Genomic DNA, 22,054 nt, shown 5'->3' with positions numbered 1-22,054 from the left:
AAAAAACGACGTGGAAGTCGTTGCTCGTTACCGCGTTGTCTACAGGAATTAAGTTATTCCGATATTGATTATCGCGCAAACTATTTATTTATGAGTCCGACGAACGGTTATTCCATGGGTTGGAGGGAGCGTCAGTGCTGCGGCCGCTTAGGCATGCCTCTATTGATTCAGGCTGTCGCGTAGCTTAATCAGGCTGGACCGAAGCTGCCCCATGTCATCATTACCCAGGCCACAGGCCAGTTGTACTGAGCCGTTGATTTCTTCGGCTTTCTTACGCAAGGTCTTCCCGGCAGCCGTCAGCTCGATCGAGAGGTTGCGTTCGTCTTGAAGGCTGCGCTTGCGGGTGACATAGCCTTCCGCTTCGAGCCGCTTGAGTACTGGTGTCAGCGCGCCGGAGTCCTGATGCAGGCGTTTGGCCAACTCCTTGAGCGTGAGACCGTCGCTTTCCCAGAGCACCAGCATCATCAGGTATTGTGGATAGGTCAGGCCGACGGCTTCCAGGAGCGGCTTGTAGACCTTCGTCATGGCGAGGGAGGTGGAATACAGGGCAAAGCAGAGCTGCTGATCAAGTTTCAAACGGTCTTCGTCTTTCATAGGATGGAGGTCTCGCAGGACGGCCCGGCTAATAAAAAAGAGCCATCATTCTAGCGTAGACGCTTCGCCAGGCGGAGCAACAATAAATACAAGGAATTCTGGGGTTGGGTGCCCATGGGGAAGTGGCATCCGGTACGATACGGGCTTGCCCTTGGCTATACCTGTTCGAGACCCCGCCTACCCCATGCGAATCCACGTCAGTTTTATCGACCGTGTCGGCATTACCCAGGAAGTGCTGGCGCTTCTGGGGGCGCGCAACCTCAACCTCGATGCAGTCGAGATGGTGCCGCCCAATGTCTACATCGATGCGCCGACTCTGAGTGCCGAGGTACTGGAAGAGCTGCGTGGTGCACTGCTCACGGTGCGTGGGGTACAGGCTGTCCGAGTGGTGGATATCCTGCCAGGGCAGCGCCGTACGCTGCATCTGGATGCCTTGCTTGCCGCCATGGCCGACCCGGTTCTGGCCGTGGACCGCGAAGGTAGCATTCTGTTGGCCAACCCGGCCTTTGCCGCCATGGTGGACGACCCGTCGCCCCAAGGCGCGACGGTGGCTACGCTGTTCGATGATCCAGCCCTGCAGCGGGAACTGCTGGAGCAGGCCTTTCGGATTCCCATGCGCGAGGTCACCTTGCGCGGGCAGGCACTCCTGCTGGATTCGACTCCAATCAGCGAGGCTGCCGAAGGCAACGCCCAGCGGCTGGCCGGTGGTCTGCTGACGCTTTACGCCCCCAGCCGGATCGGAGCCCGTCTTTCAGCGCTGCGCCATGACCCGGCTGAAGGCTTCGAATCGATCCTGGGCGACTCGGCACCGATACGTGCGCTCAAGGCCCGCGCCCAGCGAGTCGCGGCGCTGGATGCACCGCTGCTGATTCAGGGTGAGACAGGGACTGGTAAGGAGCTGGTAGCGCGGGCCTGTCATACGGTCAGCCCTCGTCGCAATGCGCCATTTCTAGCACTCAACTGTGCGGCTCTGCCGGAAAGCCTCGCGGAAAGCGAGCTGTTTGGCTATGCGCCGGGCGCGTTCACCGGTGCCCAGCGCGGCGGCAAGCCCGGTCTTCTCGAGCTGGCCGACAAGGGCACGGTGTTTCTCGACGAAATTGGGGAGATGTCCCCGTATCTTCAGGCCAAGTTGCTGCGGTTTTTGTCCGACGGTACGTTTCGCCGGGTGGGCGGTGAGCGCGAACTGAAGGTCAATGTACGTATTTTGAGTGCCACTCATCGGGATCTGGAAAAGCGCGTTGCCGAAGGGACCTTTCGGGAGGATCTGTTCTACCGACTCAACGTCCTGAATCTCGACGTGCCGCCGCTGCGTGAGCGTGGGCAGGATATTCTGGTGCTGGCCCGGCACTTCATGCAGCAGGCCTGCGCCCAGATCCAGCGGCCCCCTTGCCGACTGTCGCCGGGAACGTATCCGGCGCTTCTGAGCAATCGCTGGCCCGGCAATGTGCGGCAGTTACAGAACGTCATTTTCCGGGCGGCGGCCATTAGCGAAAGCACCGTGGTGGATATTGGCGATCTGGATATTGCCGGTACGGAAGTGGCGCGGCAGGTAGATGGCGAGGTAGACAGCCTGGATGAGGCAGTCTCAAGCTATGAGAAAGCCCTGCTCGAAAAACTCTACCCACACTACCCGTCCAGCCGGCAACTGGCGGCCCGTCTCAAGACCTCTCACACCGCCATTGCCCACCGGCTGCGCAAGTATGGCATTCCTGGCAAGAGCTGAGTGTTCTTTTACAGGGACACTGTTTGAAGACCTGGGCGAATTCGTCCGCGTCTTGCTGGTCTATGAGCCATAGACCGTTCGCGACGGACCTCCATGGAGGGGCTGTCATTAGTTTCTCAAGGATGAGCGGTGCTTATGCCCCCAAACACGACCCAGTTGTACATGACCAACGCTCACCAAGACCCCGAGCAGCCACCTGCTGCGCTACAGGATGCGCTTGAACGCTACGGCCTGTTAGCCCATCCACGTTTGCCCGAACTTGCCGATATCGCCCGGCGAGCCCAGGAGACCTATTCCGTTTCGCAAGTCGTCATCCACTTATGTGATGCAGAAGGGCTCTGGCTGGCCGCAGAGCAGGGCGGCTGCCCTGCGGCCGAGGCTTATGCGCCCTGGGAGGAGGCATTAACGGCGACCGATATTCTGGAGTTCAGCGAGCCGAGGAGCGATTTGAGCTTTACTCCGCCATCGGCCCTGAATGCCAGTACCGGTTCGTCCTACTATGCAGGGGTTGCGCTGAAAACGGCTGCGGGTGTGCCTGTTGGCGTGCTCAGTCTCATGGACACGGTGCCACGCCGGCTGGATGCTACGCAGCGCCTTTTGCTTCATGAGTTGGCCCGTTCAACCGTGGCGCAACTGGAGATTCACGGCCTTACCGTCGAGCGAAACAGGGCCCGCCAGGCTGAAGAGCAGCAGTATGCAGAACACGCGGTTTCCCTGCGCGAACAGATTCTCGACAGCGCGGTGGATTACGCCATTTTCTGCATGGACCTTGAGGGCCACATCACCACCTGGAACGAAGGTGCTCGTCGTACGCTTGGCTGGACAGAGGCGGAAGTGCTGGGCAAGCCTGCTGCGATCATCTTCACACCCGAAGACCGCGCTGCCAATATTCCTGAAAAAGAACGCGACACAGCCCTGGAGCAGGGGCGCAGCATGGACGAGCGCTGGCATGTGCTCAAAAGCGGACAGCGCTTCTGGGCAAGTGGCGAACTCATGCCACTTAGGAATACATCTGGTCAGGTCGACGGATTCATCAAGATTCTCCGTGACCGTACCGAGCAGCGTCTGGCCGCACAGGAGCTTCGCGCCAGCCGCGACAGTTATCGCCTGCTGCTGGATTCGATTTCTGAAGGATTCTATTCAATCGACCAGCACGGCGTGGTTACCCTGTGCAACGTTGCTTTCGTCAGGCTGTTCGGTGCCGAAAGTGAAAAGGATATTGTCGGATGGCGCCTGGAGGAGCTGATTGATCCGGCTCATGAGGCGGCACGCCGGGCGATGGCGGACTATCCCATTTATCGCACGGCCCGCGAGGGAACGGCTGAATACGTGGCGGAGGGTGCCTTTTACCGGCGTGACGGTTCCTGCATCCCAGTGGAATATCGGGCCCAGGCCATTTTCCAGGATGGCAAGCCACAGGGTGCCATCTGCACGATCGTGGATAACAGCGAGCAGGTCCGCGCTTATGAGGGCTGGCGCCGGGCAATGATGATCGTTGAGCAGTCGGATGACTTCATTGGTATCGCTGCGCCGGACGGCCAGGCCTATTTTGTCAACAAGGCCGGACGTCGGATGGTCGGGCTGGCCAGTGAAGAGGCGGTCAGGCAGAGCCATGTGCTGGATTATTTCCTGCCTGAAGACCGTCTCTTTGCCGAGTCGACCATTCTCCCGACCGTTTTGAACGAGGGTAAATGGGTAGGCGAGTTTCGGTTCCGTGATCATCGCACTGGGGCCGGTATCCCGGTTCACTACTCGGTGTTTGCAACACGGGACGAACGAGGCGAGGTCATGGGGATTGCCGCCATCGCCCGGGACCTGTCCGAACAGCGGCGGACCTTACGGCGGCTGGAAGTCAGCGAGACACGACTGAGACAGATGACCGATTTGTCACCTGCCATCGTCTGGTTCGGCAATCCTGATGGTTCGCTCAGCTACCTGAACAGTTACTGGTACGACTACACCGGCCAGACCCCGGAAGAGGCCATGCCGATGGGCTGGGCCCAGGTTATCCACCCCGAGGATACCCAACGACTTCTGGATGTCTGGCTCGATGCCCGCAGCCGAGGCGTGTTCTATCAGCTTGAAGCACGGCTACGGCGCAAGGACGGGGCCTATCGCTGGTTCGATATCCGTGCGGAGGTCCTGCGTGACGAGGCTGGAAACGTCACCGGCTGGATGGGCAATAACAGTGATATCCATGACCGCAAGGAGGCGGAGGAAGCGTCCCGGCGCCTGATGGAGACCCTGGAGCAGCGGGTGGCCGAGCGTACCGCAGACCTTGACCGCATGTGGCGCCTGACCACCGATGTGATGCTGGTCGCGCGCTTTGACGGCGTCGTGATGGCCGCCAACCCGGCCTGGAAGCACCTGTTGGGCTGGCAGGAAGATGAACTGCTGGGCAAGGTACTGCTGGATTTCGTTCACCCCGACGATGTGGAAAGCACCCTGGCTGAAGTGGGCAAACTTTCCCTTGGACATACCACACTGCGGTTCGAGAACCGCTATCGGCACAAGGATGGTAGCTACCGGTGGCTTTCGTGGACCGCAGTGCCCGATGCGCGCTACATCCATGCGGTTGGCCGTGATATCGAGTCGGAAAAAGTGGCAGCAGCCGAGCTGGCCCAGGCGCAGGAGCAGCTCCGGCAGAGCCAGAAAATGGAAGCGGTTGGCCAGCTCACAGGCGGTATTGCCCATGACTTCAACAACCTGTTGACCGGGATCATCGGCTCGCTCGACCTGATCCGCATGCGAATTCAGCAGGGCAAATTGGCGGATCTTGACCGCTTCGCCAGTACGGCCATGTCCTCGGCCAGTCGAGCGGCCGCTCTGACGCACCGGCTACTGGCCTTTTCCCGCCGGCAGCCGTTGGTGCCCAAAGTTGTCAATGCCAATGACCTGATCACCGGTATGGACGATCTATTGCACCGCACCATGGGTGAATCTGTACAGCTGGAAATCGTCAAGACGGGGGCGCTCTGGCTGACGCTGTGTGATCCTCATCAGCTGGAAAACGCCATCCTCAATCTGGCCATCAATGCCCGCGCTGCCATGCCGGACGGAGGCAGGCTGACCATCGAAACCAGCAACACTCATCTGGACGAGGCCTATGCGTCCCGTGACCGGGACATCAAGCCTGGCCAGTACATCTGCATCAGCGTGACCGACACCGGAACCGGGATGACTCCAGATGTTATCGCCAAGGCGTTCGACCCGTTCTTTACGACCAAGCCGCTGGGCGAGGGGACCGGGCTTGGGCTGTCGATGATCTATGGCTTTGCCCGGCAATCGGAAGGGGCAGCCAAGATCTACTCGGAAGTTGGTCGGGGTACGACCATCAAGCTGTATCTGCCGCGCTACTATGGTGAGCGCAGGGAAGAGCCCCAGATCCGGCAGCCGGTATCGTTGAGTCGGCAGTCCGAGGCCAGCGAAGTCGTGCTGGTGGTCGAAGACGAGCATGCTGTCCGCAGCCTGGTGGTAGAGGTCTTGAGTGAGTTGGGTTACTGGGTGCTGGAGGCTGTCGACGGCCCTTCTGGTTTGGAGATACTCAAGTCCGATCTGCGCATCGACCTGCTGGTAACCGACGTTGGTCTACCGGGCATCAATGGGCGGCAGATGGCTGATGCGGCCCGGGTCACGCGGCCAGACCTCAAGGTCCTGTTCATGACCGGGTATGCGGAAAATGCGGTGATTGCCAATGGTTTCCTGGAGCCAAACATGGCCATGATCACCAAGCCTTTCCCGATCGAGATGCTGGCAGCCCGCGTGCAGGACATGGTCCACCGTAGCAAGGGGGAGTGACCAGCGGAGCGGCTGGCGGATGGAGAGCATGGATGAACGGGCGCGAAGTTGCGAAAATGCGCGCCCCCGGCAGGTGCCTTAGCCTGCCGGCTCATTCGTGACAAGGAGTGTCCCATGCTTGCCAGCGTGCTTGACTACCTCAGTGGTCTGCCGGCGTTCGCCATTTATTTCATTCTCTCGCTCGCGCTGCTGGGCGCGTTTGCCTTCACTTTCAGCTGGCTTACTCCACACCGTGAGTGGCAGCTGATTCGCAACAACGTGCCAGCGGCGGCCCTGGCGTTCGGTGGTACGTTGCTGGGGTTTGTCCTGCCGTTGGCCAGCGCGATGCGGGTATCAGTCAGTGCGCTGGACTACCTGCTCTGGGCCCTAATCGCAGCAGTCGCTCAGCTGGTTACATTCGTCGTGCTGCGCCTTCTCGTGCCGGGGCTGCCCCAACGGCTCAGCAATAACGAAATGGCCAGCGGTATTCTCGTGGCGACGATGTCTGTATCGATTGGCGTGCTCAATGCCGCTGCCATTAGCGGGTGAGGGCACGGTATGAAACGTAGCCGAGCCATCCAACTGGTACTGGTTGGAGTGACACCCCTCATGCTGGCCGGGTGTGACCAACCCAAGCCGGGTTATCTGTACCGATCCGTTGCCGAGTGCATCCGCGACGGCACCTTCACGCCCAGCCTCTGCTCCTCGGAGTATGAATCTTCCCGCGCGGTCCATCACCGCAGTGCGCCGCGTTACGCCTCCCTGGGTGAATGCGAGATCGACTTTGGCACCAATGGTTGCGAGCTGCTGGAACCCCGGTCTTCGTTCTACGTTCCGCTCATGACCGGCTTTCTGCTGGGCCAGCGCCCGCCGCGGGAGAGCGAATCGTCCTCCTCGGGCGGTGCCTCTTATGGTTATTCCAGTAGCGTCAGAGGAGGACAACGCCAGCGCGAGTACACGCGTACCTTTCCCAGCCAGCCGCTGTACCAGTCACGGGACGACCTGGCGCATTACCGCACTGCCAATAACGAGGTGGTCGGTTCACGACCGGGTATCGCTTATCTGAACAAGAGTGCCTATGCCACCAGCGAGTCTCGGGTTGTCAGCCGGGGCGGCTTTGGTGCACGGGCAGCCTCCTACTCGTCACGGTCGAGCGGATCATGAAGCGGATCGATATGACTGAGCGCCCGGATTGGCGCGAACAGGCGGAGCAGCTTGGCTTTCTGTTCCACACCTTTGACGGCGAACCCTACTGGGATGAGCGGGCCGCGTACCAGTTCAGCCTGAAGCAGATCGAAAACGATCTGGAAGCCCCCACGGCCGAGCTGCATCAGATATGCATGGCACTGGTCGACGAGATCATTGGCAGCGAGGCACTGCTCTCGCGTCTGGCTGTACCGGAGTACTTCTGGGCGTGTGCGGCTGCCAGCTGGAGACGTCGGGACCGCCATCTGTATGGCCGTATGGATCTGGCCTATAGCGGTCAGGGACCGGCCAAGCTGTTTGAGCTGAATTACGACACGCCGACCTCGCTGTACGAGGCAGCCTTTTTCCAGTGGCTATGGCTGGAGCAGATGCAGCAGGCGGGCAGGCTTCCCGCCGGGGCGGATCAGTACAACAGCATCCAGGAGCAGCTGATCCAGACGATTCGCGCCTTGCGACCGCATCAGCCCCTGTATCTGGCCTCGGTCAGAGAGTCGCTGGAGGATCGCGGCACGGTCGAATATCTGCGGGACTGCGCCACCCAGGCGGGTATTCAGACGCGTTATATCGCTGTGGAGGATATCGGGCTGGACAGGTCACAGGGGTTTGTGGACCTGAACGATGAATTCATCCCGTCACTGTTCAAGCTCTACCCCTGGGAGTTCATGCTGGACGAGGCGTTTGGACATTCTATTCCCAGCTCCTTTACGCAATTCTATGAGCCGCCGTGGAAGGCGCTGCTCAGCAACAAAGGTATTCTGGCCTTGCTGTGGGAGCGGCATGAAGGGCATCCCAATCTGCTTCCAGCCTTTTTCGATAAAGAGGCCGGTAGTCCGGTCGCGCCAGGCTGGGTGCGCAAGCCGCTGTTCTCACGGGAGGGTGCCAATATCGAATTGTACAGTCTGGACGGCACGCGTCTGGACGTGCCGGGCCCGTACGCGGGGCCCAGCATCGTGCAGCAATGTCACCCGTTGCCTTGTTTTTCCGGTAACTACCCTGTTATTGGCAGTTGGGTGGTAGGTGACACGGCCTGTGGGGTGGGTATCCGTGAGGATGCAACATTGATTACCCAAGACAGCTCGCGCTTCCTGCCCCACTTCATCTTGGATTAAATCTGTATCGAATTCATTGCGCTGTAATGAATTCGATACGACCGCTGGAAAAGCCTTGTCCATTCTGGGCTCGCAAGGGCTCTGGCAGACTTCTTTCCATAGGGTGTAGCACTTTCGTTACACCACCTTTATTACCCCATTTTCCTGTAGGCCGCGCGTGCTCTGGCATTACGCCATTGGTAAGACCTTGGCATTTGCCTTGCTATAAAGGAGGTCAGCTAGTGCCCAGCTGGGTTACCCCTATTCAGGAGTCTGCAATGGTTATGCGCTTTACCGAAGAACACGAATGGCTGCGTCTGGAAGCCGATGGCACTGTAACCGTAGGCATTACAGACTATGCTCAGGATGCGCTGGGCGACTTGGTCTTCGTGCAATTGCCGGAGCTGCGCACCTACGCCAAGGGCGAAGAGGTAGCGGTACTGGAGTCGGTCAAGGCTGCCAGCAACATTGCCATGCCGATCGATGGCGAGATCCTGGAAATCAACGAAGCGCTTGGCGATGCCCCTGAGAAAGTCAACCAGGACCCTCTCGACGCCGGCTGGTTCTTCCGCATGCGTCCTGCCGATCCAGAAGCACTCGGCACGCTGCTCACCGAAGACGGCTACGCTCAATTGATCAAGGCTTGAGGAGGTGACCATGACCGATTTTCGCGACTCATTCAGCACCGCTGACGAATTCATTTCGCGCCACATCGGCCCGCGCGAGCTGGACATCGTGTCCATGCTCGACCTGCTGGGCTACGATTCGCTGGACGCCATGACAGCCAAGGTCATCCCGGATAGCATCAAGGGCACCAGCGTACTGGATTTGCCCCAGGGGCTGTCCGAAGCCGACGCCCTGGCCGAATTGCGTGGCATCGCCCGCAAGAACAAGCTGTTCAAGTCCTTTATCGGACAGGGCTATTACAACTGCCATACCCCGGCGCCCATCCTGCGCAACCTGCTGGAAAATCCCGCCTGGTACACGGCCTATACGCCTTACCAGCCGGAAATCTCCCAGGGTCGTCTGGAGGCACTGCTGAACTTCCAGACATTGATCGGCGATCTGACCGGGCTACCTGTAGCCAATGCGTCCCTATTGGACGAGGCCACGGCGGCCGCCGAGGCCATGACATTCTGCCGTCGTCTGTCCAAAAGCAAGGCCGAGGCCTTCTTCGTTTCCCTGCATTGCCACCCGCAGACCATCGATGTGATCCGCACCCGCGCCGAGCCGCTGGGTATTGAAATCGTAGTGGGTGTGGAAACGGACATCGACGATCACGGCCGTTTCTTTGGTGCCCTGTTCCAGTACCCGATGACCACGGGCGAAATCCGCGATTACCGTGAAGTCATCGAGGCCTTCCATCAGGCGGGTGCCCTGGTCGCCGTCGCGGCTGACCTGATGGCCCTGACATTGTTGACCCCACCCGGCGAGTTTGGCGCGGATGTCGCTATCGGCACGGCCCAGCGCTTTGGCGTACCGCTCGGCTTTGGCGGCCCGCACGCTGCGTATTTTGCCACTCAGGACAAATACAAGCGTGACATGCCCGGCCGTGTGGTGGGCGTATCCATTGACCGTCATGGCAACCCGGCCTATCGGCTGGCGCTTCAGACCCGTGAGCAGCACATCCGTCGTGAGAAGGCGACGAGCAACATCTGCACAGCTCAGGTCCTGCTGGCCAACATTGCCAGCATGTATGCCGTCTACCACGGTCCTGAAGGTCTCAAGCACATCGCTACGCGCATTCATCGCCTGACTGCCCTGCTGGCGACCGGTCTGCATGCACTAGGCCATCGTACTCAAGAAACCTTTTTCGATACGCTGACGCTGGTATTTGGCGATAAAACCAAGGCGATTCACGAAGCGGCCCGCGCCAAAGGCTTCAACCTGCGCGTGATCCGTGACACCGACCTGGGGGTTTCGCTGGACGAGACCACCACAGTCGAAGACGTCATGACCCTGCTGGAGCTTTTCAGCGATGGCCAGCCGGTGCCCTCCCTGGATAGCCTGCTAGCGAAGGCCGAGGAGCATTTGCCGGCAACGCTGCGTCGTCAGTCCGCCTTCCTGACGCACCCTGTTTTCTCTCAATACCGCTCCGAAACCCAGCTGATGCGCTATCTGCGCACCCTGGCGGATAAGGATCTGGCGCTGGATCGCACCATGATCCCGCTGGGCTCCTGCACCATGAAGCTCAACGCGGCCAGCGAGATGATTCCGATCACCTGGGCCGAATTTGGCAATCTGCATCCCTTCGCGCCTGCTGACCAGACCGAGGGCTATGCCCAGATGACCGCCGAGCTGGAGCAGATGCTATGCGCCGCTACGGGCTACGACGCCATCTCCCTGCAACCCAACGCCGGCTCCCAGGGTGAGTACGCGGGCCTGTTGGCCATTCGCGCTTATCATGAAAGCCGCGGCGATACCCAGCGCGACATCTGCCTGATTCCGTCGTCTGCCCACGGCACCAACCCGGCAACCGCCTCGATGGCCGGTATGCGCGTGGTCGTAGTGGCCTGTGACAGCCGCGGCAATGTGGATGTGGGTGATCTGCGTGCCAAGGCCCAGCAGCACGCTGCCAATCTGGCCGCGCTGATGATTACCTATCCTTCCACTCACGGTGTGTTCGAAGAGGCGATCCGCGAGATCTGCAGCATCGTTCACGAGCATGGTGGTCAGGTCTACATCGATGGCGCCAACATGAACGCCATGGTGGGCCTGTGCGCGCCGGGCAAGTTTGGCGGCGATGTGTCTCACCTGAACCTGCACAAAACCTTCTGCATCCCGCACGGTGGTGGCGGTCCGGGCGTAGGCCCGATTGGTGTGAAGTCCCATCTAGCGCCGTTCATGCCGGGTCATGCCGGGCTCGAGCGCAAGGAAGGTGCAGTGTCGGCAGCGCCCTATGGCAGCGCGAGCATCCTGCCCATCTCCTGGATGTACATGAAGATGATGGGCGGCAAGGGGCTTACCCGTGCCTCGCAGATTGCGATCCTGAATGCTAACTACATCGCCCGTCGTCTGGAAACCCATTACCCGGTGCTGTACTCGGGTGAAGGCGGCCTGGTGGCGCACGAGTGCATTCTCGATCTGCGTCCGCTCAAGGAAACGAGTGGCGTGACCGTGGACGATGTGGCCAAGCGCCTGATCGACTTTGGCTTCCATGCGCCTACCATGTCCTTCCCGGTAGCCGGCACGCTGATGATCGAGCCGACCGAGAGCGAGTCCAAGGCCGAGCTGGATCGCTTCTGCGACGCCATGATCGCCATTCGCGAAGAGATTCGTGCCATCGAGGCCGGTACGCTGGATGCCAATGACAATCCGCTCAAGAACGCGCCGCATACCGCACGCGAGCTGACCGGCGAATGGACGCATCCCTACAGCCGCGAACAGGCGGTATACCCGTTGCCATCGCTGGTGAACGGCAAGTACTTCCCGCCCGTGGCGCGTATCGACAACGTATACGGTGACCGCAACCTGATCTGCTCCTGCCCGCCGATCGAGGCGTATCAGGACGCGTGATCCGCAGCGGATGCGTATCACCTTGCCCATCTCCTCCTGCCTATTCCGCAGAAGGAGATGGAGCGCCGTGATGCCTGTCAACTGGCCGGGTACATGGTCTCAACGCGGTTTCACCGTTACGGCTTTTACGGCTTTACTGTAAGGCACGTCCATGCTTGGCGCGGTGTGCCGTTAGCCATGCCTGACCGGCCCTTTTGCTCGCGTTGGACGCGACTGCACGACTCATGAAGGAGTCCCCATGACCGAATCACTGCTCAAAACCCCACTCCATGCCCTGCACCTTGAACTGGGCGCACGCATGGTGCCGTTCGCCGGTTATGACATGCCGGTGCAATACCCCCTTGGCGTGCTCAAGGAGCATCAGCACACCCGCGCCCAGGCTGGATTGTTCGACGTTTCCCACATGGGCCAGATCCTGCTGACGGGCGACAGTACCGCCGCCGCGCTGGAAGGGCTCGTTCCGGTCGATATCGTAGGCCTGCCGGTAGGCATGCAGCGGTACGCCTTGTTCACCAACGAGCAGGGCGGCATTCTCGACGACCTCATGGTCGCGAACCTGGGCGATTGCCTGTATCTGGTCGTGAATGCCGCGTGCAAGCATCAGGATCTGGCGCACCTCAAAGAGCATATCGGCTCACGCTGTCATGTCGAACCCTTGTTTGAAGAGCGGGCGCTCCTTGCCTTGCAGGGACCGGCAGCCGTGACCGTGCTGGCGCGACTGGCGCCGCAGGTGTCCGGCATGACGTTCATGAACATTGCCCGCGTCACGCTGCTGGATTATGACTGCATCGTCAGCCGCAGCGGGTATACCGGTGAAGACGGCTTTGAAATTTCCGTGCCGGTAGAAGGCGCCGAAACGCTGGCCCGAGCCCTGCTGGCCGAGCCGGAAGTACAAGCCATTGGCCTGGGCGCGCGTGACTCCCTGCGTCTGGAGGCAGGCCTGTGCCTGTACGGCCATGATATGGATACGCAGACAACGCCGGTTGAAGCCAGTCTGGTCTGGGCGCTATCCAAGCCGCGTCGCGCAGACGGTGCGAGGGCCGGTGGTTTTCCTGGCGCCGAGACCATCTTTGCCCAGCAACAGAATGGTGTGGCGCGTAAGCGTGTCGGTCTGCTGGTACAGGAGCGGGTGCCGGTCCGTGAGGGCGCGGAACTGGTGGACGCAAACGGTGCGGTGATCGGAAGGGTGACCAGTGGCGGCTTTGGCCCAACCCTGGGTGCGCCGGTTGCGATGGGTTATGTCGACAACGCCTATGCAGCGCTGGACACCGAGCTGTTTGCCATGGTGCGCAACAAACCGGTTGCCGTTAAGGTCGCCAGGATGCCTTTCGTACCGCAGCGCTATTACCGAGGATAAGCCTTCCGGTTGTGGCGTTCAGAAAGGCAGGTACAAAAAAGCCGTGCGCGGTCAAACCGGCACGGCTTTCTTACATCCATTGCTTCAGCGATTCAGCAGTTTACGACGGCCATCGGGCCAAACTTCCCACAACTGATCGTTGATCCGCTGGACCTGACTGGTCACGCGGTTGCGCTGTACATTGATAGCGGCCTGGATCGACTGGCTGACAGAACGATCGGCTTGCTGATAGCCCACCCCTTGCATGGCAGGCTGACCCAAAGTGTACTCTCTCATACGCATGTCCTGCTCGTTAAGGGATTGACCGGCGCGCATAGTACGCGCTGTCGCTAGAGACAGGCTAGAGAGGGATTTGCTCACACCGTTAGTCAGAAGCGTGATCGGCAAAGCAAATCAGGCCTTATTAATTCGCTTCGCCATAGGTTCCACCCTGAACAGGTACGCGACAGCAGCAACGATGACGCAAAACTACCCCCTTATAGGAGCGCTGGGGCTGGGCTGGTAAGGGTACTGCGCTACGCTCAATTGCGGCAGGGCAATGATAAGCGCAGCGCAGAAAAGGTCGATCGGCTTATAGCTTGATCCAGGTCGCCTTGATCTCGGTGTACTTGTCAAAGGCATGCAGCGACTTGTCCCGCCCATTGCCCGACTGCTTGAAGCCACCGAAGGGAGCTGTCATGTCACCACCATCATATTGGTTGACCCATACGCTGCCGGCCCGTAGCGCCTTGGCTGTCAGATGCGCCTTGGAGATGTCACGCGTCCAGACCGCCGCGGCCAATCCGTACTGGGTGTCGTTGGCGATCTTGATCGCTTCCTCAGCCGTGTCAAAGGTAATGACAGACAGTACCGGTCCGAAGATTTCTTCCTGAGCAATCTTCATGGCATTGGAAACGCCATCAAAAATGGTCGGCTCCACATACACACCACCGGTTTCCTCCAGGGTGCGCTTGCCCCCAGCTACCAGCTGAGCACCGTCAGCGTGACCGGCTTCGATGTAGCCAAGCACGGTATTGAGCTGCTGCGTATCCACCAGGGCGCCGACATTGGTTTCCGGGTCCAGCGGGTGGCCTGGTTTCCAGGTTTTCAACGCATCGATCACCAACGGCAAGAACTGATCCTTGATCGAGCGCTCGACCAGCAGGCGTGATCCGGCTGTACAGACTTCGCCCTGGTTGAAGGCGATGCCACTGGCTGCTGCCTTGGCGGCTTCCTCCAGGTCTGGTGCATCGGCAAACACAATGTTCGGGCTCTTGCCGCCCGCTTCCAGCCAAACGCGCTTTATGTTGGATTCGCCCGCGTAGACCATCAGCTGCTTGGCGGTGCGGGTCGATCCGGTAAACACAAGGGTGTCCACGTCCATGTGCAGGCCCAGCGCCTTTCCTACGGTATGACCATAGCCTGGCAGCACGTTGAGTACGCCCGCCGGAATGCCGGCCTCGATGGCCAGCTGGGCAATACGGATAGCGGTCAGCGGGGACTTCTCGGAAGGCTTGAGCACGACCGAGTTACCGGTCGCCAGGGCCGGGCCGAGCTTCCAGCAGGCCATCATCAGCGGGAAATTCCACGGCACGATAGCGGCAACGACACCCACCGGCTCACGCGTGACGAGGCCCAGCTCGTCGTGGGCAGTGGCTGCGACTTCATCGTAGATCTTGTCGATGGCCTCGCCATTCCAGCGCAGTGCGCGGGCGGAGAGTGGAATATCGATGTGATAGGAGTCGCTGATGGGCTTGCCCATATCCAGCGTTTCCAGAAGGCCAAGCTCTGCAGCGTGCTGCTCGAGCAGATCGGCGAAACGGATGATGATCGCTTTTCGCTTGACGGGCGCCATGCGCGACCAGACGCCGGATTCGAACGTGGCACGGGCGCTGGCAACTGCCCGGTCGGCGTCGGCAACATCACAGCTTGCTACCTTGGCCAGAAAGCGGCCGTCGACGGGGCTGATGCAGTCAAAGGTCTCACCGGAGGCGGCATCACAGTATTCGCCCTGGATGAAGGCGCGGCCTTCAATGGCCAGGCTCTGGAAGCGCTGTTCCCATTCGGCGCGGGTTGGCGTGCTCATGCTGGTTTCCTCTCAAACAAGGTAGAAGAGGCGGTGGCCGTGAAGCCTGGCGCATCCGCAAAGCTGTCAGCCACCCTAAACCAGCCCAGAGGTGTTAGCAATATTTAACAAAGCCTTTGTTACAAGGCTGATATGTTCAAATTATTGAACACTTTTCGATCCTAGCGGGTGGCCTCCAGCGTGACCTCGAAGACCAGCGGCGAATAAGGCGGGATCAGATCTCCGGCACCTTCATCGCCATAGGCCTGTGACGAGGGCACCACGATGCGCCATTGCGAGCCAACCGGCATCTGGGTCAGGGCTGTGCGCCAGCCGGGAATGACGCTGGACAGCTTGAACCATTGAGGAGTTTGCTGTTCATCGAAAGTGCTGCCATCAGGCAGTTTACCGATATAGCGGACCTGCACCTGGCCATCGGCTTTGGGTTGCGGCCCGGTGCCCTGGCGGATAACGGTTACCAGCACGCCGCCTGGCAATTCCTTCACACCATAACGGGTCTTCTCATTGACCAGAAAGCGGGTTTCCGCCTGCCTGGCGGCTTCCACATTGCTGGATTCCTCCTGCTGGTCGATCGCTTCCTCATGTTGGGCCACCAGCTCATCGATCTTTTTCTGATCCATTGCCAGCGGCTCGCCCTTGTAGGACTGGTTCAGGCCCTTGATCAGGTCGTCGATTTGCAAATCCGGCAGCTCGCTTTTCAAGCGGTTGCCGATTTCGGTCCCCAGGCTATAGGCCAGCTCGTCCTTGACCTTGTCCTCGGCGTGCGCCGCCAGAGGAAGGAGCAGGCACAGGCTTAACAGCGAAAGGCGTAACATCTACAACATCCTCATGCATGAAGAGCAGCCTGGATAAGCGTATCCAGAGCGCCAGGTTCAGCCGTACCCGCCGGGCCAGCCAGTGCGGTCAGCCAGCCAGCCGGGTCAGGCTGGGAAGTAAGGGGCCAGCCTACACTGGCCTGCTCCAGTCGTGTAAGCAGTTCGTGCTCGGCGTCCAGCTCCAATTGTTTCAAGCGTTCACGCAGCGCGGCGAGTGCAGTATCGGTTTGCGCGGCTGGCTTCCAGTAAGTGCGTAGCACGCGCAGGGGCTCCACAACAGTTGCCCGCCAGGGGGCCGCCATGATCTCCAATAGCCGCTGGCGCTCAATCATTGGTGCCACGCCTCGGTTGCCCAGCCAAGCGCCGGTCAGCAGCAGGCAGACATCTGCGCCGGCGCTCTGTAATGTCAGGCAGGCCTGGGTGACATCGGGTCTGGCATACAGCGCAAGTGCATAGGGCCAGAGCATTTTTTCCATGATAAGAGTCCTGTAGGCAAGGCGGTCCTGTTGACGATGGGCATGACGGCCAGCGAAGAGTGCTTGCCAGCGGGCGCGAAACCGCCTTTACTCGCCAGTTTCCAAAGGCACCGGTGCTGTCCGGCTCGCCTCACCAGGTCAATAGGCTCTACACTCGCCGCCATGATTCGAATACATAACCTTACCTTACAACGTGGCCCACAGCGTTTGCTGGAAGGTGCCGAACTGACGCTGCACCCAGGCCAGAAGGCCGGTCTTGTGGGTGCCAACGGAGCGGGCAAGTCCAGTCTCTTCGCCCTGCTGCGGGGGCAGCTCGTGCCGGATGCCGGTGATTGCCAGCTACCGGCGGCCTGGCGAATTGCCCACATGCGCCAGGAAGTCGATACCCTCGATCGGCTGGCGGTCGACTATGTCCTGGATGGGGATGTTCACCTGCGTGATATTCAGACCGGGCTGGTAGCGGCAGAAGCCGCGCACGACGGCAATGCCCTGGCGCGCCTGCATGCCGAGCTGGAAGCAGCCGATGGGTATACTGCGGACGCCCGGGCCCGCAAACTGCTGGCTGGGCTTGGTTTCATGCCGGAGCAGATGGAGCGTCGTGTAGGCGACTTCTCAGGCGGCTGGCGGATGCGTCTGAACCTTGCACAGGCACTGATGTGTCCTTCCGACCTGCTGCTGCTTGATGAACCCACCAACCACCTTGATCTCGACGCCATCCTCTGGCTGGAAGACTGGCTCAAGGGCTATCCCGGTACGTTGCTGCTGATCTCCCACGACCGCGACTTCCTCGATGCCGTGGTCGATCAGATCGTTCACCTCGAACAGCAAAAGCTGACGCTTTACCGCGGCGGTTACTCTGCCTTCGAGCGTACCCGCGTCGAGCGGCTGGCCCAACAGCAGCAAGCGTACGAGAAGCAGCAGGCGCAGCGCGCGCACATGGAAAAATTCATTGCGCGCTTCAAGGCACAGGCCACCAAGGCACGCCAGGCCCAGAGCCGGATCAAGGCCCTGGAGCGGCTGGAAGAACTGGCGCCTGCCCATGTGGATTCGCCGTTCGATTTCAGTTTTCGTGAGTCCGACAAGCTGTCCAATCCGCTGCTGGACCTGAGCGAAGGCCGTCTCGGCTATGGCGACAAGACCATTCTGCACCCGGTCAAGCTGCAGCTGGCGCCCGGTGCCCGTATCGGCCTGCTGGGGCCGAACGGGGCGGGTAAGTCCACCCTGATCAAGACCCTGGCTGGCGAACTGCAACCGCTGGGCGGCCGCCTGACCTGCGGTGAGAATCTGGCCATCGGCTACTTTGCCCAGCATCAGCTGGACTCGCTTGACCCCAAGGCCAGCCCGCTGTTGCACCTGCAGCGTATCGCGCCGGGTGAGCGTGAGCAGACGCTACGGGATTTCCTCGGAGGATTCGACTTCCGTGGCAATCGCTGCGATGAGGCTGTCCTGAATTTTTCCGGTGGTGAAAAAGCGCGTCTGGCCCTGGCATTGATCGCCTGGCAAAAGCCCAACCTTCTGTTACTCGACGAACCGACCAACCACCTGGACCTTGATATGCGCCTGGCGCTGACCATGGCCCTACAAGAGTTTTCCGGCGCGGTGCTGGTGGTCTCCCACGACCGTCATCTGCTCAAGAGCACGACGGATGAGTTTCTCTTGGTCGCCGATGGTCGCGTACAGGCCTTTGACGGCGATCTGGACGATTATGCCCGTTGGCTCGTGGAGTTTCGCGCCCGCCAGCAACCTGTGTCTGCCCCGGATGCCAATGCCGACAAGGTCGACAAGCGTGCCCAGCGCCAGGCGGCGGCTGCGCTGCGCCAGCAGCTCGCCCCGCTCAAGCGCGAGGCAGACAAGCTCGAAAAGGAGCTGGGCAAGGTCCAGGAAAAGCTGGCCGCACTCGAAACACGTCTGAGCGACGGTGGTCTGTATGAAGCATCACGTAAAGAGGAGCTTCGAGTGGCCTTGGCGGAACAGGCACAACTGAAATCACGCGAGAGTGAACTGGAAGAAGGCTGGCTGGAAGCCCTCGAGCGGCTGGAAAGCCTGCAGCTGGAACTGGAGAACGCCTCGTGATCGAAGAACTTCATTCTCTTATTCCGGCAGGTTGGGAGCGCGGCGTCATTCTGGGCGTGCAGGTCCTGGCTATCCTGCTTGCCGGGTATATCCTGCAACGCTTCATCGCACGGGCCATTACCCGCATCGGCGAGCGTTATCACTTGCCGCCGCAGTTCGTACTGGTCATGCGGGGCTTGCTGCGCTGGCTGATCATGGGCAGTGCACTGCTCATGGTTCTAGAACGCTTCGGTGTGTCCGGCTCGGTTCTCTGGGCGGCACTTTCCGGCTTTATCGCGGTGGCTGCAGTTGCGTTCTTTGCCATCTGGAGCGTCCTGTCCAACCTGTTCTGCGCGCTGCTCATCTTTACGGTAGGGCCGTTCCGGCTGGGCGATCGGGTCGAGATCATCGATGCGGCGGACAAGCCCGGCGTGAAAGGACGTGTCGTGGCGATCAACATGCTGTATACCACGCTGGAAGACATGACCGAAGGCGTTAACAGTGAGGAAGCTGCGCTGTTGCAGATTCCCAATTCGCTGTTTTTCCAGAAGGCTGTTCGCCGCTGGCGTGGTACAGACGTACCCTTCACCTTCCTGGATCGCTGATAAAAGGAGTTCCCTATGGCGCTGCATACATGGCTGGCCTTTCTGCTAGCTTGCTGGGTGATCAGTCTTTCCCCTGGCGCAGGCGCCATTGCTTCCATGTCGGCGGGGTTGCGTCATGGTTTCTGGCATGGTTACTGGAACGCTATTGGCTTGCAGTTGGGGCTTGCTCTGCAGATTGCGATCGTGGCAGCCGGGGTAGGGGCTCTGCTCGCAACCTCGCAATTGGCGTTCGCGGTGATCAAATGGTTCGGCGTGCTGTACCTGGTCTACCTCGCCATCCGGCAGTGGAAAGCCGCGCCCATGGACTTTTCCAATGCACCCAAACCCGGCGCTACCGCCAGCGCCTCTTCGCTGGTCTTTCGCGGCTTCCTGGTGAATGCCAGCAATCCCAAGGCCGTTGTGTTCATGCTGGCGGTATTGCCTCAGTTCATCAATCCCAGTCAGCCGTTGCTGGCTCAGTACCTGATCATTGGCGCTACCATGGTCACGGTCGACCTGATCGTTATGGCCGGGTATACCGGTCTTGCCGCCAAGGCGCTGCGCGTATTGCGCACGCCACGTCAGCAGCGGCTCACCAACCGCGTCTTCTCTGGATTATTCATGGGCGCTGCCGGGCTGCTGGCCACGGTTCGGCAAGCTGTCAGCTGAGTCTGCTACACCGCTAATCCTTTCATGCCAGCTGATCCGCTTGCCAGAGCGGTTTGGCTGAGCGCTCTCGCCTGTTGATATCTCGTTGCGCGCCCTTGCGCCAATCCCGTCTCCCGACGAAAACCTGAAAACAGTGACTCGGCAGGCTTGTAACAAAGCATTACAAGTAGAACACTATGGCTAATGCCATCCATTCTTGTTTGGAATCCGTTCATGTTTAAGCTGTACCAGCTGTTTGCTGTACTGTTGTTGCCCATGCTTGCTTCACTCAGTCCGGCCGTGCAGGCTGGGCCCGAGGATGAGGCCGCCCACGCCTTGCATATCCTGGGCTACCTTGGCGCGGATTATCCCGCCACGGTGAGTAAGGGCGCCGTTATCAAGGAAGCGGAATACCGCGATCAGCTGGATCTCCTGCATACCTTGCAAACCCTGATCGAAGGTCTGCCGGCGCGTCCTGAACGGACCGAGTTGGAGCAGGGCGTCATCCACCTGCGCGAGGCCATCACGCAGAAGGCCGACGGCGATGCGGTCGGACAGGAAGCGAGGGCGCTAGCCGCTCGATTGGCTCAGCTGTACCACGTGGCGCAGGCGCCAGCTATTACCCCAGACCCAACCCGTGGCGCACCGCTCTACGCCCAACAGTGCGGGGTCTGTCATGGTAATACCGGGGCGGGCGATGGCCCGGCCGGCATCGGTCTAGAACCCCCTCCCGGCGATCTGCGCGATCCGGCGCGAATGGATCATCTGAGCCTCTACGATATTTACAACACTGTCACGTGGGGCATCGACGGCACGGACATGCCTTCCTTTGCCAATCAACTCGATGAGCGTCAGCGCTGGGATGTGGCGTCTTATATTGCAAGCTTTAGTGCCGATCCGACGAAAGCGGGTGCGGCCTCGTTCGATCTGGCGCAGCTGGCGGGCCGCACACCTGCCGAAGTGACCGCCGCACAAGGAGATGAGGCTGCGGCCGCGTTCCGTGCCCAGCGTGCCAAACCGCCTGTGCAGCAACGCGGCCCTGCCCAGCTGATTGATTACACCCGGGCAACCCTGGATAAAAGCCTGGCGGTCTACCGCGAAGGCGAACATGACCAGGCTTACGACCTGTCTGTGGCAGCCTATCTGGAAGGATTCGAACTGGTGGAAAGCGCCCTGGATAACCTGGACGCGACCCTGCGCAAGGACACCGAAAAGGCGCTCATGGCTTATCGGCAGTCCTTACAGGATGGCCTTGCCGTGGAAGAAGCCCAGGCTCGCCTGGAAACGGCCAAGACGAAACTGGCAGCGGCCAGCGACCTGTTGAGCGGTGGTGGCATGTCTACCTCGCTGAGCTTTTTCGCCAGCCTTCTGATTCTTGTCCGTGAAGGTCTGGAAGCCATTCTGGTATTGGCCGCTGTGCTGGCCTTCCTGCGCAAGACCGGCCAGCAGTCCGCCATCCGTAGCGTGAACATCGGCTGGGGCCTGGCCATGCTGGCTGGTGTCGCTACCTGGGCGGTGGCGGCGTATGCGCTCAATATCAGTGGTGCGCAGCGGGAATTGATGGAGGGCATTACCGGTCTGTTCGCCAGTGTGGTGCTGCTCTGGGTCGGTGTCTGGATGCATGATCGCCGCAACGCCGCCGCCTGGCAGGACTACATCAAGAACAGCCTCGTGGGTGGCGGTGGTCGTTTCGGCTTTGCCATGCTGGCATTCTTCTCGGTCTATCGCGAGCTATTCGAAGTGATCCTGTTCTACGAGACCCTGTGGCTACAGGCCGGCCCGGCAGGTCATGCGGCGGTACTAGGTGGTGCGATTACCGCGGTTGTTCTGCTGGTAGGGCTTGCCTGGGTCATCCTGCGAGGCTCCATGCGTCTGCCGCTGGGCCTGTTCTTCAGCGCCAATGCCGTCCTGTTGTGTCTGTTGTCGGTGATTTTCGCCGGGCATGGCGTGGCAGCGCTGCAGGAAGCAGGTGTGATCGGCACCCGTCCGGTACCGTTCTTTGATTTCGACTGGCTGGGTATCCACGCCGATGCCTACACCTTGACCGCCCAGGGCATCGCAATCGTGGCCATTGCGCTACTCTATGCCCGCAGCCGCTATGCCGAACGCCGTGGTGAGGTGTCAGGCGGCTCTGTCGGAAACGCGTAAGAGGT

17 protein-coding genes are annotated in these 22,054 nt (G+C 60.2%); 12 read left to right on the top strand and 5 right to left on the bottom strand.

Annotated features, from left to right (window positions below; translation table 11 throughout):
* Positions 1-159: 159 nt before the first annotated feature.
* A complete protein-coding gene (locus QWJ10_RS07430) occupies positions 160-594 on the bottom strand; it encodes a MarR family transcriptional regulator (RefSeq protein WP_010796670.1) in 435 nt (144 codons plus the stop codon).
* Positions 595-778: 184 nt separating this feature from the next.
* On the opposite strand from QWJ10_RS07430, the gene QWJ10_RS07425 reads away from it, so the two are divergent.
* The 8 genes from QWJ10_RS07425 to gcvT all read left to right on the top strand — a co-directional run bounded on the left by QWJ10_RS07425 (position 779) and on the right by gcvT (position 13,261).
* Entirely contained in the window at positions 779-2,317 is a 1,539-nt protein-coding gene (locus tag QWJ10_RS07425) for a sigma-54-dependent transcriptional regulator (protein WP_010796671.1), read from the top strand.
* Positions 2,318-2,452: 135 nt separating this feature from the next.
* Positions 2,453-6,115, top strand: a complete 3,663-nt coding sequence (locus QWJ10_RS07420; RefSeq protein WP_289925172.1) for a PAS domain S-box protein — start codon at positions 2,453-2,455, stop codon at positions 6,113-6,115.
* Positions 6,116-6,229: 114 nt separating this feature from the next.
* Positions 6,230-6,643, top strand: a complete 414-nt coding sequence (locus QWJ10_RS07415; protein WP_010796673.1) for a DUF350 domain-containing protein — start codon at positions 6,230-6,232, stop codon at positions 6,641-6,643.
* 9 nt (positions 6,644-6,652) lie between these two features.
* Complete coding sequence (locus tag QWJ10_RS07410; protein ID WP_289925168.1) at positions 6,653-7,258, top strand: DUF1190 domain-containing protein; 606 nt, start codon at positions 6,653-6,655, stop codon at positions 7,256-7,258.
* Entirely contained in the window at positions 7,255-8,409 is a 1,155-nt protein-coding gene (locus QWJ10_RS07405) for a glutathionylspermidine synthase family protein (RefSeq protein WP_289925166.1), read from the top strand. Before QWJ10_RS07410 ends, QWJ10_RS07405 begins: the two co-directional genes overlap by 4 nt.
* Before the next feature lie 257 nt (positions 8,410-8,666).
* Entirely contained in the window at positions 8,667-9,035 is a 369-nt protein-coding gene (gcvH, locus tag QWJ10_RS07400; protein WP_010796676.1) for a glycine cleavage system protein GcvH, read from the top strand.
* 10 nt (positions 9,036-9,045) lie between these two features.
* Positions 9,046-11,904: an aminomethyl-transferring glycine dehydrogenase gene (gene gcvP / locus QWJ10_RS07395; RefSeq protein ID WP_289925165.1), complete on the top strand. Its 2,859-nt coding sequence runs from the start codon at positions 9,046-9,048 to the stop codon at positions 11,902-11,904.
* 238 nt (positions 11,905-12,142) lie between these two features.
* A complete protein-coding gene (gcvT, locus tag QWJ10_RS07390; RefSeq protein WP_289925162.1) occupies positions 12,143-13,261 on the top strand; it encodes a glycine cleavage system aminomethyltransferase GcvT in 1,119 nt (372 codons plus the stop codon).
* A gap of 84 nt (positions 13,262-13,345) precedes the next feature.
* Here the strand turns inward: gcvT and QWJ10_RS07385 are convergent, their stop codons facing one another.
* From QWJ10_RS07385 to QWJ10_RS07370, 4 genes are all read right to left on the bottom strand, one after another.
* Entirely contained in the window at positions 13,346-13,537 is a 192-nt protein-coding gene (locus tag QWJ10_RS07385; RefSeq protein ID WP_074821529.1) for a hypothetical protein, read from the bottom strand.
* Positions 13,538-13,832: 295 nt separating this feature from the next.
* Entirely contained in the window at positions 13,833-15,326 is a 1,494-nt protein-coding gene (locus QWJ10_RS07380) for an aldehyde dehydrogenase (RefSeq protein ID WP_289925160.1), read from the bottom strand.
* A 161-nt stretch (positions 15,327-15,487) separates the two neighbouring features.
* Entirely contained in the window at positions 15,488-16,141 is a 654-nt protein-coding gene (locus QWJ10_RS07375; RefSeq protein WP_125888650.1) for an FKBP-type peptidyl-prolyl cis-trans isomerase, read from the bottom strand.
* A gap of 11 nt (positions 16,142-16,152) precedes the next feature.
* On the bottom strand, positions 16,153-16,617 hold the full coding sequence (locus tag QWJ10_RS07370) for a TIGR02444 family protein (RefSeq protein ID WP_289925155.1): 465 nt from the start codon (positions 16,615-16,617) through the stop codon (positions 16,153-16,155).
* Positions 16,618-16,779: 162 nt separating this feature from the next.
* On the opposite strand from QWJ10_RS07370, the gene QWJ10_RS07365 reads away from it, so the two are divergent.
* The 4 genes from QWJ10_RS07365 (at position 16,780) to QWJ10_RS07350 (ending at position 22,049) form a co-directional block, all read left to right on the top strand.
* The gene (locus QWJ10_RS07365; RefSeq protein WP_289925154.1) at positions 16,780-18,690 is read left to right on the top strand and encodes an ATP-binding cassette domain-containing protein; all 1,911 of its coding nucleotides are present in this window, start codon (positions 16,780-16,782) and stop codon (positions 18,688-18,690) included.
* Positions 18,690-19,274: a mechanosensitive ion channel family protein gene (locus tag QWJ10_RS07360; RefSeq protein ID WP_233432108.1), complete on the top strand. Its 585-nt coding sequence runs from the start codon at positions 18,690-18,692 to the stop codon at positions 19,272-19,274. The genes QWJ10_RS07365 and QWJ10_RS07360 overlap by 1 nt, the downstream gene beginning before the upstream one ends.
* Positions 19,275-19,289: 15 nt before the next feature.
* Positions 19,290-19,922 carry a homoserine/homoserine lactone efflux protein gene (gene rhtB / locus QWJ10_RS07355; protein WP_197873022.1) on the top strand — a complete coding sequence of 211 codons (633 nt, stop codon included), beginning with the start codon at positions 19,290-19,292 and terminating at the stop codon, positions 19,920-19,922.
* Positions 19,923-20,135: 213 nt separating this feature from the next.
* Positions 20,136-22,049, top strand: coding sequence for an FTR1 family protein (locus tag QWJ10_RS07350; protein ID WP_289925150.1), 1,914 nt, complete (start codon positions 20,136-20,138; stop codon positions 22,047-22,049).
* The last annotated feature ends 5 nt before the right edge of the window (positions 22,050-22,054 follow it).

This window comes from Pseudomonas sp. WAC2 (assembly GCF_030403525.1).
Classification (GTDB): Bacteria; Pseudomonadota; Gammaproteobacteria; order Pseudomonadales; family Pseudomonadaceae; genus Chryseomonas; species Chryseomonas luteola.
The sequence above is the reverse complement of the archived record's forward strand: the minus strand, read 5'-3'. Positions and strand labels throughout refer to the sequence as shown.

Excerpts from the sequence above, each read along its gene's own strand:
- QWJ10_RS07420 (WP_289925172.1), top strand. The coding sequence starts at position 2,453 with ATGCCCCCAAACACGACCCAGTTGTACATGACCAACGCTCACCAAGAC.
- QWJ10_RS07405 (WP_289925166.1), top strand. The coding sequence starts at position 7,255 with ATGAAGCGGATCGATATGACTGAGCGCCCGGATTGGCGCGAACAGGCG.
- QWJ10_RS07425 (WP_010796671.1), top strand. The coding sequence starts at position 779 with ATGCGAATCCACGTCAGTTTTATCGACCGTGTCGGCATTACCCAGGAA.
- QWJ10_RS07365 (WP_289925154.1), top strand. The coding sequence starts at position 16,780 with ATGATTCGAATACATAACCTTACCTTACAACGTGGCCCACAGCGTTTG.
- rhtB (WP_197873022.1), top strand. The coding sequence starts at position 19,290 with ATGGCGCTGCATACATGGCTGGCCTTTCTGCTAGCTTGCTGGGTGATC.
- QWJ10_RS07385 (WP_074821529.1), bottom strand. The coding sequence starts at position 13,537 with ATGAGAGAGTACACTTTGGGTCAGCCTGCCATGCAAGGGGTGGGCTAT.
- QWJ10_RS07370 (WP_289925155.1), bottom strand. The coding sequence starts at position 16,617 with ATGGAAAAAATGCTCTGGCCCTATGCACTTGCGCTGTATGCCAGACCC.
- gcvH (WP_010796676.1), top strand. The coding sequence starts at position 8,667 with ATGGTTATGCGCTTTACCGAAGAACACGAATGGCTGCGTCTGGAAGCC.
- QWJ10_RS07410 (WP_289925168.1), top strand. The coding sequence starts at position 6,653 with ATGAAACGTAGCCGAGCCATCCAACTGGTACTGGTTGGAGTGACACCC.
- gcvT (WP_289925162.1), top strand. The coding sequence starts at position 12,143 with ATGACCGAATCACTGCTCAAAACCCCACTCCATGCCCTGCACCTTGAA.
- QWJ10_RS07415 (WP_010796673.1), top strand. The coding sequence starts at position 6,230 with ATGCTTGCCAGCGTGCTTGACTACCTCAGTGGTCTGCCGGCGTTCGCC.
- QWJ10_RS07430 (WP_010796670.1), bottom strand. The coding sequence starts at position 594 with ATGAAAGACGAAGACCGTTTGAAACTTGATCAGCAGCTCTGCTTTGCC.
- QWJ10_RS07375 (WP_125888650.1), bottom strand. The coding sequence starts at position 16,141 with ATGTTACGCCTTTCGCTGTTAAGCCTGTGCCTGCTCCTTCCTCTGGCG.
- gcvP (WP_289925165.1), top strand. The coding sequence starts at position 9,046 with ATGACCGATTTTCGCGACTCATTCAGCACCGCTGACGAATTCATTTCG.
- QWJ10_RS07380 (WP_289925160.1), bottom strand. The coding sequence starts at position 15,326 with ATGAGCACGCCAACCCGCGCCGAATGGGAACAGCGCTTCCAGAGCCTG.
- QWJ10_RS07350 (WP_289925150.1), top strand. The coding sequence starts at position 20,136 with ATGTTTAAGCTGTACCAGCTGTTTGCTGTACTGTTGTTGCCCATGCTT.